This is a genomic window from Gelidibacter sp. (assembly GCF_039916245.1).
GTDB lineage: Bacteria > Bacteroidota > Bacteroidia > Flavobacteriales > Flavobacteriaceae > Gelidibacter.
The window spans coordinates 1-13,588 of record NZ_JBDSLS010000111.1; the positions used below are offsets into that span (position 1 = coordinate 1).

Sequence of the window (13,588 nt, forward strand, 5' to 3'; positions counted from 1 at the left end):
CGTTGATTAGCCTGCACCATAGGTTTTAAACCTTGCGCAAGACCTGCAAGTATAGAACCAACCACCAAAACCATAACGATGGCAAAAATAATGGTATAACTATTTTTATCTGTATCGATTGCCATAATTTAAGCTGTTTTAAGTTTCGCTCTTTTTAATCTTTTATTGACATTACCTTTAACAACATAATGATCAATAGTAGGAGCAAATACATTCATTAATAATATTGCCAACATCACACCTTCTGGATAGGCTGGGTTAAATACGCGGATCATGATCGAAATAAAACCAATCAAGAATCCGTAAATCCATTTCCCTTTGTTAGTCTGTGAACCAGTTACCGGATCTGTAGCCATATACACAATACCAAAGGCCAAACCGCCCATGATCAAATGTTGCCAGTAAGGCGTATTCATTAAAGTGTAAAATTTGCTCGATTGGGTAATCCATCCTGAGTCTGCAACGATGTTAAAAATATAACCCATTACCAAAGCTCCAATAACGGAACTGAGCATAATTCGCCAGCTTGCTATTTTTGTGAAGATGAGGAACAATCCACCCAAGAGGATTAAAAGCGTCGACGTTTCGCCAATAGATCCTGGAATAAACCCAAAGAACATATCTAATATGGAGTAATCCACAGGATGTGACTGTGCCAAGCTACCTAGGATTGTTTCTCCAGAAATAGCATCGGCCGTAGAGCCATTTGCAATTTCTTTAGTTCTTTCAACAGCGCCTTGTACCCAAACCTTATCACCACTCATCCAAGTAGGATAAGCAAAGAATAAAAACGCTCTAATGGTTAAGGCCGGATTTAAGATATTCATTCCCGTACCACCAAATACTTCTTTCCCGATGACCACACCAAAAATAACAGCGATTATCAACATCCAATATGGTGTATCGATTGGTATGATTAATGGCACAAGCATCCCAGTTACAAGGTATCCTTCTTCAACTTCGTGTCCTTTTATTGTGGCGAAAATAAATTCAACCCCTAATCCAACACCATAAGAAATAATAACTAGCGGTAATACTTTCCAAAAGCCTAAATTGAAGTTTTGTAAATTCCAAAATTCACTACTGAAAAAGCCATTAGATACAGCTTCAATTTCTCCCGTTGCTAAATAATGCTGATATCCGGTATTGAACATACCAAAAATCAAACATGGAATTAAAGCCATAATGACCGTGTTCATGGTACGCTTTAAATCATCAGCTGCTTTAATATGCGTGCCACCACGTGCGGTATCATTAGGTGTATATAAAAAAGTATGAAGGGCGTTAAAGGCAGGTGCCATTTTAGTTCCCTTATATTTCGCTTTTAAATTATGTAAGTTCTGTTTTAAACCCATTGTCTTTAATATTAACCGATTTCTTTTATCATTAAATCCAAACCTTCTCTAATAATGTGCTGATGCGGTTGTTTAGACACACATACAAACTCAGTCAAAGCAAAATCTTCTGGAGCAACTTCATACATTCCCAAAGCCTCCATTTCATCTAAATCCTTGTACAAACAAGACTTTAAGATTTGCATGACGAAAATATCCAATGGGAATACCTCTTCATAATTACCTGTCAACACAAAGTTTCGGTGTTCACCATTCATATTCGTATCTAGGTCATAGGTTTTATTTGGTGTCAACCATGAAAACGTAAGTGCTCTGGTAATAGAAAGCTTATCAAACACAGGTTTGTTCCATCCAAATAACTCATAATCATTACCTTCAGGAATTATTGTAATTAAATTACTGTAATAATCCAAGTAGCCATCTGGTTTCACTTGTTTTCCAGACAGAACGTTGCCACAGATAATACGGTCGTTGCCATTTTGCTCCACCCCATTATCATAGACCATCGTCGCCACTTCACTACCAATTTTGGTAACAAAGTAACGTGGTTTTTTAACGGATGAACCTGCAAGCGCCACAATACGCTCTGCATTGAATTTACCGGTAAGCAAAAGTTCTCCAATAATTACCAAGTCTTGTGCGGCAACTGTCCAAACGGTTTCACCTTTGTTGACAGGATCAATTTTGTTGATTTGCGTTCCAACATTCCCTGACGGATGTGGGCCAGATACTTTGTGTAAAGAGATTCCAGAAAGCCCAGCAAACGGTGAGTTTGAATTGTGACCAACGCTCACATGCACCTTACCAGGAGTTAACTTAGCCAATGCTGAAACTGCTGCTTGCAATTCAGCTTCCTTACCCTGCAGTACATAGTCCAAATCCGCAGCTAAAGGCGCACTGGCATAACCCGAGATAAAAATCGCTTTTGGTGTTTGATCTGTTTTGGCAATAATGTCGTAAGGTCGTTGTTTGATGAACGCCCAGCAACCTGTTGCCAATAAATGTGCTTTTATGGTATCAGCATCTACAGCAGCAACATTCAACTTGCCATAGTCATGGTAAATTTGTTCCTTGTCTGCTTGAATTTTAATGCCCACAATGCGTCTCTTTTCCGCTCTTGCTATCTCAATCACTTCCCCTGAAACTGGCGAAACGAATTTCACAGCCTCATTGGTTTTATCGTAAAAGATAGGTTCACCAGCTTTCACCTTTGCTCCTTCTTTTAAAATTAGTTTTGGAATAACACCGTGGAAATCTTCAGGTCTGAGGGTATAAAAATTGCTTAAAACGGCCCTTTCGGTTGTTTTTTCAGCAATACCCTTAAGTTTGATATCGAGACCTTTTTTAATCTTAATGTCGTTTGACATATTATAAGTCTATTGGTTAATAGTTACAATTATGCGATTTTCTTACAGTAAAAATCGGTGCAAATTTACAAATTAATAATACAGATTACATGATTTTTATCATAAAAATTATACGCTAACGATTGCGTAAAATTTGAATTTTATTTTTCATTTACAACCGTCTGAATAATAGTGAACCATCAAATTTTGCATTTATGTTGATCGAATTAAAAATCCTATCAAATTTAAGTGAATTTCAGCAATCCCATTTATTTTTAGGCTAAAAAGTTTTTCAAAATCTAATTCGCCATAACCTTATCATAATCATGAATACATCATTTTTCAAGGTAACCTGAAGACATAAAAAAACCATTAAAGTCAGATGGATTTAATGGTTTTTTTAATTATATAATTTATGAATTGGATTTCTAATTCATCACTTTTTTAGTAATTAAACCCGTATTCTCTAATTTAATGACCGTAAGGTATGCCCCTTTTGGAAATTGGAATTGCGAATTGAACTTGTCGGCAAAGCCCTCCAACTTATAGTCCATCAATTTTTTACCAGTAAGATCGTACACCACCACTGATTCGATATTTTTTGAAGCTTTGACGTAAAGCTGCTCATTTTTAACATAGACAAAGGTTTCTGACATCTGATTATCATCTACAGAAGGGGTTTTGTTGGTATATCGCAACACAAAACGATCTTTAACATCTCCTGCGTTAGCCGTAAAACTATATGGCGAATTTCTTAGATTATGAATGACGTTATTATAGGTGTCTTCTAAATAAATGCCTTGGTCTTCGTTGAGCATGAGGCTGCCTTTGAGGTGGTCAATGCCGATTTTGTAGATGCCGTTTTTTAGAATTTCAATCCCCAAAGACACCTTATCACTATCTTCAAAAGGAAGTGCACGACCTTGAATAAGGAAATCTGAATCTTCCAGAACTGAGTACAACCGCATGCTACCTGGTCCAGAGTTTGCATCATATAATTTGTCTTTTCCATTAGTTGCGCCCTCAACGTAACCTACTACTGCTACAGTGGCCATTTGGGACTCCTCGGTTAATGCCAACCAAATCAGCTGCTTTTCAGTACTTTCATTTGAAGACGTATTTGAGCTGCCTGTACCTCTGTAAAATTGCGTATTATCATATGCACTTTCACCAGTAGGCCCAAAGCGCATTGCATTTGTGAATTTTACATATTTATTAGTTGGATCCGCTTCGACTTGAGCCATAAATCCTTGGCCTGAAGCAATATAACCCTTAAAGTCTTTGTCTGTGGAAGCGGTTAGGTTATAAGTCAGATAATCGTCGCTGTATTTCAATTTAAAATTTTGATAAAACGGTCTGAGTGGCGTTTCAGAAATGGCATTTTTATGAGTCCATACCTGTAACACTCCGCTAAGAACATCTATATTATCACTTAAAAGTTTAGACGGATTTATGGCGGACGGATATGGATTGCCAATTAAATTCCAATGTTGATTAACTGGATTCATAGAGGAGCCTGGAGGCGTGGTTTTAATTTGAACATAATAATCCCCATTATTTGGGACGCCCTCAAACGTATTATTAAGGATATAGTTAACAGGTGGGGTTTCTGGAACTGAGGATGGCACTCTTACAATATAACCTTTACCTGGCGTCATAATTCCTAATCCCAATGGGGCAATCCAATTGCCAAAGGTGCCGGCTGTTCCATTATTAGTATTGTCAACGGTAACGTCCCATTCGTATCTACGGGAGCCCTCTATGCTATTCACATTGAAACCCGCAACTGGGGACGACCAATAAACATAATCAAACTTTTTTATAGTCCCAGGCTTAGTTTCTCTTTTCACAATAATATTGCCACTGTTTTCATTTACAGTTACATCTTTTGTTTGGATTAAGCTAGCACCGTCCTCTAGAATGAAGGTGCCGGCAGGAATCTCTTCAATTATAAGGTCATTTTCATCAAGAACATTAGTAATACCTTCCACAACAATATTATTATAAAGCTTAAGCGTGTTCCCCACCGGAATTGTAACTGTACTGCCTGCCGGCACAAGACAATCACAACCTTCTAAGTCATAAGGCCTATTATATGGTAAAGTTCTGGAAAAAATCAAATTTCTGTCAGCATTTGCTACTGTTACACCCGCAGCGATATAAGCGGGCGGCAAATCAAATGTGGCACCATTCCAAACTACAGGCACACCTCCTTCAGAAAAATTAACAGGAAGAATCACCGCCCCTCTTAAATTTGAGATTTCCAACTTATATGTTCCTAATTCATCGGAAGTAATGGGTGAAAAAGGTATTGTATACTCATTGGTGGTAGCTCCAGAAATTAAAGTTTGGTTTTTGAACCATCTATACTTTAATACTTCACCCGCAGGAATTGGATTTGTTGTACTATAACCTCCATCTACTGCGCCTTCGGCATTAAAATTTATAGTTGATGAGCTCGGCAATTTGCACACAAAACGAGAAATTGGCGCTCTTTTTACAACGGGAGTTTTAATGTCAAATGCTGCTCTATTATAAGCGATAAACGCGAGATCAGCACCCCCTCCTGCCGCCATTTTAATATTGCTTACAGAACCTATGTTTGATGCATTGATTTCGAACTCGTTTAATTTAAAAGCGGCCATTCTTAATGGTCTTTTCCTTGAAGTTATTTCTACACCACTTGTTGGCACGGATAGATCATATGTGGTACTGGTCATCTTGTAAAAATCCAATGACCATTCAGCCAGTAGTGCGGACCCATTAGTTTTCTGATTTGAAATTAGTAAACTGACTGGTCTACCAACAACATTCCCCAAATGATCAGAATAATAATATACATCCGCGCCACCTGGTTCTGCAATTTGCGTTAATAACAAATCCGGTATTTCATCTTCAATAGCACCAACATTTCCGTTTCCGCTGTAAAAACTCACATTAGTAGTTTTACTAAAATTGGTAACTCCAGTACCTAAATCCAAGCCATTAACCCCATCAATCAGAACGCTATATATACTGGTGTTTTCTATGGAAGAACTCAAAACAGTTTGATTTAGCTTGCCGTCGATCATATCTGCCATGGCTAAATAATTATCTGTAGTTGTGTTTCCCGAAACTCCATTAGTGGAATAAGCTTTAAAAGTTTGGTAACTAATTGTTGAAGCTTCGTCAGGCGTCACACTTGTTGTGAGTAGCGCATCATTCACCCCTGTTGAATAAATAACTCCGTTATAAGTAAAACCTAAAAGATCGTGGCTAGTATTTGGCATTTTAGTTGGATCAGTTGGATTGTTCTTCCATTCGCTAGATCTCCAAAATCCATTGAATGTCGTAAAAATCTCAGTGATTTTTACCATATTGCTTGATGAGTCTATTAAAGTTCTAGAAGTAGGTAACACATATTCAAGAAAAACTTGGTTTTCTGGAGCATAGGAACCAATATAAACATCTTTACCAATTATTTTAAGCGCATTAGGCCCCACATCACTATCTAAAGGAATGTTAATGCCATTGGCCTGATTAAAGTATGGCGCAATTGTAATAGTCACTACAGTACGTCCTGTATCAACGTCTAAAGTGGCTTTACTATCCTTATATATGTTTTCACAAGTCAAAGTAGTGAACCTGTTACTAGGAGGAATAGTTCCTGGGTCCGCAGTAATAACAACCTTTGATTGTAGTGTAACCCTAGTTGGAGCCACACTACTTACAATAAAATAAGTTGGGAATTCCTGAGCAATAGATTCTAAACATGACAACAGCATTAATAAAATCAAAAACCATTTAAAATTATCAATAATGAAGTGGTGAGGCGTAATTTTTGTTTTCATAAATACCGAAGATTAAGTTGAACGCCCATTATTTCTAAAAATCCTTCAGGAAGGGCACTCCCAAAAAAGTGTAATATTTAAAATTAAGCTGGAAATACAAATCTCGACAGTATTCAGCAATCAAAGAAAACTTTTAGATATGGTGCTCAAAAAAACTGCTGAAATACAATTCTAATTACAACAGATTTTTACAGGATTTATAAAACTCGCAAAAACAGCTAAAACGTTGACCATTAAAATAATAAAAAACATAGTAAATAAATAAAATCCCTACAAATTATGCGAAACTTACGTCCCATTTTCAGGCATGATTTTTGCGTATCTTTACACTTCAAAACACTATTAAAATGACCTTCAAAGCATTTTCCTCCCAATTCATCGCATTGCTTTCTGCCATTGTCATGTCCGCCCAGGTTTATGAAACCGCACCACCCAATTATATAAAAACCATTATGTTCAAGGGCAACACCAATGAAAGCCAATTGCCCATTTTAAGACTGGGAGAACCTTTATTATTGGAATTTAATGCGCTTAACGGCTTAGAGTCCGATTTCTACTATGTGATTGAGCATTTTAATTATGACTGGACGCCATCCGATTTAGTGAAATCAGAATACTTGCGAGGCTTTGACAACCAACGCATTCAAGACTATAAAAACTCGTTCAATACCTATCAAATATATTCGCATTATAAGCTTCAAATTCCCAATCAGCAGACTAAAGGCTTATTAGTTACGGGAAATTATCTGATAAGTATCTGGAATGATGATGACGAACTCATTTTTTCAAGAAAGTTCATGGTTTATGAAGACCTTGTGAGTGTTGGAGTCGCCATTAAACGTTCGCGCGATGTCAAATTTATTGATACCAAACAATCCGTGGATATTGTGATCAACAACCGAAATTTTAATTTTAACAATCCGCTGGAAAACGTTAAAACTTTGATTGTCCAGAACAACAATCTCAACACCGCTATTTCAAACGTCAAACCACAATATACCTTGGGAAATCAACTCGTTTACAAATACACTTCAGAAACTAGCTTTTGGGGTGGTAACGAGTATTTGTATTTCGAAACCAAAGATGTCAGAGCCGCCAACATGGGGGTGCAGTTCATTGATTTAAAGGATATTTATAATACTTATCTTTTTGTCAACACGCCACGAGCTCACCAACTTTACACTTACAACCCTGATATCAATGGTAACTTTTTGATCACCGCTGTCGATGCTCACGACGTTTCCATTGAAGCCGATTATACGATGGTTCATTTTGCGCTTAAACAGCAAGAATTTATGGAGGGCCAATCGGTTTATGTGTATGGGAACTTCAACAATTATGCCCTGGAACCAGAAAATAAACTTCTATGGAATCCCAAAACTGGTTTATACGAATGTGCCTTTCGCTTAAAACAAGGTTTTTATAACTATAAATATGTCGTGACCGACAAGAACGGCACCCTCGACGAAGGAGCTATTAGCGGTAATTTTTATCAAACCGAAAACAATTACAAAGTGTTGGTGTATTATAAAGATTTAGGTGCACGCTACGACCGACTGATTGGCTTGGGCGAAGCATCTTCCGTTAATATCTCGAATTAATTTATAATTTTTAAAAATTCCCCGTTTGTTTTTTTCCACAGCTCTAAACAATCGCTTTTTACAGTCCTTATTAAAGGTGTTTTCCACTATAATTATGCAGATGAGCGACAGTGTTACATCTTAAACGGAATAAATTACGCAAATGTTGAAAATTATCCTATTTTAGCTATACTCAAAAAAAAATCATCATGGTCCAGCAAGTTACAAGTGGCATCAAAATAAGCGTAGAAACCACCTTTGAAGGCACCTTTTATAAAAACTACAAAGTCCATTTCGCTTTTGGCTACAAAGTAACCATAGAAAATCAAAGCAAAAATTCTGTACAATTGAACACGCGTCATTGGAGAATTTTAGACGCTTTAAATAATATAGAAATCATTGAGGGCGAAGGTGTCATTGGCAAAAAACCTGTTTTAAAACCTGGAGAAACACACAGTTATACTTCGGGCTGTTTACTATCGTCGCCCTACGGCGCGATGCAGGGTCATTTTAATATGATAAATTTCACAAACTCCAACACCTTCAAAGTTTATATTCCTTCATTCAAATTAAGTGCGCCTTTTGCGCTCAATTAATCAACTTTCATTTTTCGCTCTCACCACGACGCTTTTGGAATCGCACATTTCCTATTGCTATTATCTTCATTTTTGAAATATTTTATAAGAAACATGTCTCGGCTTTGAGAAGAGTTTAAAATTGTCTAATCTGGTTAACTTCTGACAGTACTATCTATTGCATTGTTCTTACAACGTGAAAAATACGATATAGATTTAACGAGCATTTAGCAAACCATTCCATTAAAAAACGGCCTAAATTTTGTACCTTCGCCACTTAAAATTTTAAACATTCAAAATTACAATACTCATGGGAAAAGGATTTTTCAAGGTACCAGTGGCTGTAAATGAGCCGATAAAGACTTACGCTCCAGGATCATCAGAACGTGAAGCGGTTTTAGCAGAATATTCTAAAATGTTCAATAGCAAAGTTGATGTACCTCTATATATCAACGGCAAATATGTAAAAACCAAAACCACGACAACCATGTCTCCACCGCACGACCATAAACATGTGGTTGGAACTTATCATTTGGCTGAAAAAAGCCATGTTGAGGAGGCGATTGCAACAGCTCTTGAAGCAAGAAAAACATGGTCTCAATTACCTTGGGAACATCGCGCAGGCATCTTTCTTAAAGCAGCTGAGTTGATTGCCGGGCCTTACCGCGCAAAAATCAATGCGGCTACCATGATTGCACAATCTAAAACCATCCATCAAGCTGAAATTGACTCGGCATGTGAACTTATTGACTTTTTGAGATTCAATGTTCAGTATATGACGGAGATCTACAATGATCAACCAAAAAGTACAAGTGACGCTTGGAACCGAATTGAATACCGTCCTTTAGAAGGCTTCACTTACGCCGTGACCCCATTTAACTTTACGGCAATCGCTGGTAACTTACCATCATGTATGGCTTTGATGGGGAATGTGGTCATTTGGAAACCAAGTAATCATCAAGTTTATTCCGCTAAAGTGATTATGGATGTTTTTGAAGAGGCTGGCGTTCCTGCAGGAGTTATCAATGTTGTTTTTGGCGATGCCGCAATGATTACGGATACGATTATGGCAAGTCCTGATTTTTCTGGATTGCACTATACAGGATCAACTTCTGTTTTTCAAGAATTATGGAAAAAAATCGGAAACAATATTGCGAATTATAAAACCTATCCAAGAATTGTTGGAGAAACTGGTGGAAAAGACTTTATCGTCGCTCATCATACTGCCGATCCTAAGCAAGTAGCCACTGCTATTGTAAGAGGTGCTTTTGAGTTTCAAGGTCAGAAATGTAGTGCAGCATCAAGAGCTTATATTGCAAAAAGCATTTGGACCAAAGTCAAAGACTACGTCGTTGAGGACCTAAAAACAGTCACCATGGGATCTCCTGAGGACATGAGCAATTTTGTGACTGCAGTGATCCATGAAGCTTCTTTTGACAAATTGGCCAACTATATTGACCAAGCCAGAAAAGATAAAAATGCGACCATTATTGCCGGTGGAAATTATGACAAGAGCAAAGGCTATTTTATTGAACCAACTATCATCGAAACTACCGATCCAAAATACACAACCATGTGCACTGAGCTTTTTGGTCCTGTGATGACAATTTATGTGTATGAGGATAAAGATTTTAGCAAAAACTTAAAACTCGTAGATGAAACCAGTGAATATGCACTAACAGGTGCGATTATGGCCACTGACAGATATGCTATAGACGAAGCCACTAAAGCACTTCAAAATGCAGCGGGGAACTTTTACATCAACGACAAACCAACAGGTGCGGTTGTTGGACAACAACCTTTCGGGGGAGCAAGAGCTTCAGGAACTAACGACAAAGCAGGTAGTGCACAAAACCTATTGCGTTGGATATCTCCTAGAATGATTAAAGAAACGTTTGTAACACCAACCGATTACAAATATCCATTTTTAGGCTAGTAATCCGTTTGTATATTTTATAAAAAAATCCTCAGAACTTGTGTTTGAGGATTTTTTTGTTTTTCAACGTAATAGCATCACCTTAATTTATCCACAATTTAGATATTTAAGATCCTTGCGAACCATTCCAACTAAATCACACTATGGACTAAAACGCCATACCATCCCGACATTCAGCCTGGCAATGGTTTTTAAAACAGACTGAAAATTTATGCATTCGTGTGAAATATACTTCTGTTTTTTCAGGGAACGAATGTATCCGTGAAAATTCGTGAAATTAGTGTCAAAATTTTTAGAAGCTAAAGTGAGATGCACTAAAGCGCATAGTTTTAACTTAGAATTGTGACCAATAACTCCATTCTAAAATCAGCCTTTATATTTTAACGGCAAATGCACTAGTTTTTTTGTTTCAAAAAATTCTTCTTTATAAAAATCAGAAAGATCATATACAGTTGATTTTGGGAAATCGAGTAATTCATCAGCCAGATCGCCCCCTTTTAAATAGATGATTCCATTTTTAAGTTCATGCTTTTGCTTTTTCGCAATTTTATCTTTTACCCAATGAACAAAGGTTGGCATTGCCGCCACTGCCCTGCTTACAATAAAATCATAAGTATCATTGACCTCTTCTACGCGACAATTGGAAGTTTTAACATTGGTCAAGCCCAGCCCCTCAACAACTTCATCAACAACTTTTATTTTTTTAGCAATACTATCTACCAAATGAAAATTGGTTTCTGGAAACATAATGGCCAAGGGAATACCAGGAAAACCGCCGCCAGTGCCAACGTCCATCACTTTAGAACCAGGTTTGAAGGATATCAACTTTGCTATTGCTAAGGAATGGAGCACATGACGCAAATACAATTCGTCAATATCCTTTCGCGACACCACATTTATTTTAAGATTCCAATCTTTATAAAGCTCTTCCAATTGCTCAAATTGCTGTACTTGAAGTTCGGATAAATCAGGAAAGTAATTTCTAATAAGTTGCATTTTCTGTAAATTTTCAGCAAAAATAAGCTTTTTTACACGGATATTTTTAGCATATTCTTATCAGCATCGAAACATTAATTGATTATCTTTGCGCTTCTATAAATAATGGCTTAATTTTTGTCATTATTACAATAAATTTAAATCAATGACACAGCAAACTCTATCTTTCTCGAGAAATGATTCTGCAAAATTTTTCAGAACCCTCAATAAACGTGTAAATGATTATTTCAAAGAAAATAACCTAAGAAGAACAGGAAACTGGAAAATATGGGTTAAAACTGTGGTTATGTTTTCTTTGTTTTTAACTCCTTATTTTTTAATTCTTACTCTTGATCTTCCTACTTGGGCCATGTTACTATTAACCGTTGTCATGGGTGTGGGAATGGCTGGCGTTGGCATGAATGTGATGCATGACGGCAACCATGGCGCTTTTTCAGACAAAGATTGGATTAATCGCTTAATGGGAAGTAGTATTTATATCTTAGCTGGAAACGTATACAACTGGAAAGTGCAGCATAATGTGCTTCATCATACATACACCAACATTCACGGACATGATGAGGATTTGGAAGCTGGACGAATTTTACGCTTTTCAAGACATGCGGAATGGCATAAACACCACCGTTTTCAACATTATTATTCGTTATTTCTGTACGGTCTTTTGACTATAAACTGGGCTATTACCACCGATTATCTTCAAATGAAACGTTATTTAAAACGTAAATTATCTTATGGTAAATTTCCAAATCCTAGAACAGAATGGAGTAAATTGGTCATTTCAAAAATAATTTATGTTTCTATTTGGATTGTTTTACCATTAGTATTGACGGATATCGCTTGGTGGAAAATATTGATTGGCTTTTTTATCATGCACTACGTAGCTGGCCTTATCTTAAGTGTCGTATTTCAATTGGCACACGTTATGGAAGATGCTGAAATGCCACTTCCAGCAGAAAATGGTACCATGAAAAATACCTGGGCCATCCATCAATTAAATACTACCGTCAATTTTGGAACCAATAACAAAATTGTCAATTGGTTTACTGGCGGATTAAATCATCAAGTAGAGCATCATATTTTTCCTCATATCAGTCATGTTCACTATTCTAAAATATCTAAAATAGTCAAGGAAACTGCTCTCGAATTCAATCTCCCCTACAAAGAATATGCAACGACGCGTCAAGCAATTGCAGCACATTTCAGATATTTAAAAGAAATGGGATCAAAACCAGCACTACAAGCCTAATTATTTTTTCAAATGAACTTACTTTCAGATAGAATTTTAAATATGTCTACCTCTGCCACTTTAGCCATGGCAGCAAAAGCCAGAGAATTAAGGGCAGAAGGAAAAGACATCATCGGGCTGAGCCTAGGTGAACCAGATTTTAATACCCCAGACTATATAAAAGATGCTGCCATTCAGGCGATCAACGAGAACTACAGTTCTTATACGCCAGTTGATGGTTATGTAGAACTGAAAGATGCCATCATCACAAAATTTAAACGTGATAATGGCTTAACCTATAATCATAATCAAATCGTAGTATCTACAGGCGCGAAACAATCGCTTGCCAATCTTGCCGGGGTATTGATCAACAAAGGTGACGAGGTCATTTTACCTTGCCCATATTGGGTAAGTTATGCGGATTTGGTAAAGCTAAATGACGGTACACCTGTTGAAGTACCTACCACTATTGCTACCGATTTTAAGATGACACCTCAGCAATTGGAAGCTGCGATAACGCCTAGGACGAAAATGCTTTGGTACAGTTCACCATGTAACCCTAGCGGTTCAGTATATAGCAAAGAAGAACTTCGCGCCTTAGCAGATGTGTTACAAAAACATCCTAATATTATTGTGGTCTCTGATGAAATTTATGAGCATATCAATTTTACGGGCAAACATGCGAGCATGGCACAATTTGAAGACATGTATGACCGCACGGTTACCGTGAATGGCGTTTCAAAAG

The 13,588-nt window shown here is 37.1% G+C and carries 9 protein-coding genes and 1 pseudogene; 5 read left to right on the forward strand and 5 right to left on the reverse strand.

What is annotated here, in order from left to right; translation table 11 throughout:
* The 4 genes and pseudogenes from ABIQ28_RS05800 to ABIQ28_RS05815 form a co-directional block, all read right to left on the reverse strand.
* Positions 1 to 125, reverse strand: a pseudogene (locus tag ABIQ28_RS05800) (Na(+)-translocating NADH-quinone reductase subunit C); the annotation flags it as partial.
* Positions 126 to 128: 3 nt separating this feature from the next.
* Positions 129 to 1,355: an NADH:ubiquinone reductase (Na(+)-transporting) subunit B gene (locus ABIQ28_RS05805; protein WP_348035936.1), complete on the reverse strand. Its 1,227-nt coding sequence runs from the start codon at positions 1,353 to 1,355 to the stop codon at positions 129 to 131.
* Between the two features lie 11 nt (positions 1,356 to 1,366).
* Complete coding sequence (locus tag ABIQ28_RS05810) at positions 1,367 to 2,722, reverse strand: Na(+)-translocating NADH-quinone reductase subunit A (protein WP_348035937.1); 1,356 nt, start codon at positions 2,720 to 2,722, stop codon at positions 1,367 to 1,369.
* 407 nt (positions 2,723 to 3,129) lie between these two features.
* Positions 3,130 to 6,531: a hypothetical protein gene (locus tag ABIQ28_RS05815; RefSeq protein WP_348035938.1), complete on the reverse strand. Its 3,402-nt coding sequence runs from the start codon at positions 6,529 to 6,531 to the stop codon at positions 3,130 to 3,132.
* A 347-nt stretch (positions 6,532 to 6,878) separates the two neighbouring features.
* On the opposite strand from ABIQ28_RS05815, the gene ABIQ28_RS05820 reads away from it, so the two are divergent.
* The 3 genes from ABIQ28_RS05820 (at position 6,879) to pruA (ending at position 10,622) form a co-directional block, all read left to right on the forward strand.
* Positions 6,879 to 8,132, forward strand: a complete 1,254-nt coding sequence (locus ABIQ28_RS05820; protein WP_348035939.1) for a type IX secretion system plug protein domain-containing protein — start codon at positions 6,879 to 6,881, stop codon at positions 8,130 to 8,132.
* Positions 8,133 to 8,320: 188 nt separating this feature from the next.
* On the forward strand, positions 8,321 to 8,707 hold the full coding sequence (apaG, locus tag ABIQ28_RS05825) for a Co2+/Mg2+ efflux protein ApaG (protein WP_348035940.1): 387 nt from the start codon (positions 8,321 to 8,323) through the stop codon (positions 8,705 to 8,707).
* Positions 8,708 to 8,996: 289 nt separating this feature from the next.
* Positions 8,997 to 10,622 carry an L-glutamate gamma-semialdehyde dehydrogenase gene (pruA, locus tag ABIQ28_RS05830; RefSeq protein ID WP_348035941.1) on the forward strand — a complete coding sequence of 542 codons (1,626 nt, stop codon included), beginning with the start codon at positions 8,997 to 8,999 and terminating at the stop codon, positions 10,620 to 10,622.
* A gap of 366 nt (positions 10,623 to 10,988) precedes the next feature.
* On the opposite strand, the gene rsmG is transcribed toward pruA, so the two are convergent.
* The gene (gene rsmG / locus ABIQ28_RS05835; RefSeq protein WP_348035942.1) at positions 10,989 to 11,618 is read right to left on the reverse strand and encodes a 16S rRNA (guanine(527)-N(7))-methyltransferase RsmG; all 630 of its coding nucleotides are present in this window, start codon (positions 11,616 to 11,618) and stop codon (positions 10,989 to 10,991) included.
* A 145-nt stretch (positions 11,619 to 11,763) separates the two neighbouring features.
* Here rsmG and ABIQ28_RS05840 point away from each other — a divergent pair, with 145 nt between their 5' ends.
* Positions 11,764 to 12,864 carry an acyl-CoA desaturase gene (locus ABIQ28_RS05840; protein ID WP_348035943.1) on the forward strand — a complete coding sequence of 367 codons (1,101 nt, stop codon included), beginning with the start codon at positions 11,764 to 11,766 and terminating at the stop codon, positions 12,862 to 12,864.
* Positions 12,865 to 12,876: 12 nt separating this feature from the next.
* Positions 12,877 to 13,588, forward strand: a 712-nt coding sequence (locus ABIQ28_RS05845) for an aminotransferase class I/II-fold pyridoxal phosphate-dependent enzyme (RefSeq protein WP_348035944.1), incomplete at its 3' end; no start/stop codon positions are given.

Bases quoted from the DNA above. Each gene is read 5' to 3' on its own strand.
- ABIQ28_RS05805 (WP_348035936.1), bottom strand. From the start codon at position 1,355: ATGGGTTTAAAACAGAACTTACATAATTTAAAAGCGAAATATAAGGGA.
- ABIQ28_RS05810 (WP_348035937.1), bottom strand. From the start codon at position 2,722: ATGTCAAACGACATTAAGATTAAAAAAGGTCTCGATATCAAACTTAAG.
- ABIQ28_RS05815 (WP_348035938.1), bottom strand. From the start codon at position 6,531: ATGAAAACAAAAATTACGCCTCACCACTTCATTATTGATAATTTTAAA.
- ABIQ28_RS05820 (WP_348035939.1), top strand. From the start codon at position 6,879: ATGACCTTCAAAGCATTTTCCTCCCAATTCATCGCATTGCTTTCTGCC.
- apaG (WP_348035940.1), top strand. From the start codon at position 8,321: ATGGTCCAGCAAGTTACAAGTGGCATCAAAATAAGCGTAGAAACCACC.
- pruA (WP_348035941.1), top strand. From the start codon at position 8,997: ATGGGAAAAGGATTTTTCAAGGTACCAGTGGCTGTAAATGAGCCGATA.
- rsmG (WP_348035942.1), bottom strand. From the start codon at position 11,618: ATGCAACTTATTAGAAATTACTTTCCTGATTTATCCGAACTTCAAGTA.
- ABIQ28_RS05840 (WP_348035943.1), top strand. From the start codon at position 11,764: ATGACACAGCAAACTCTATCTTTCTCGAGAAATGATTCTGCAAAATTT.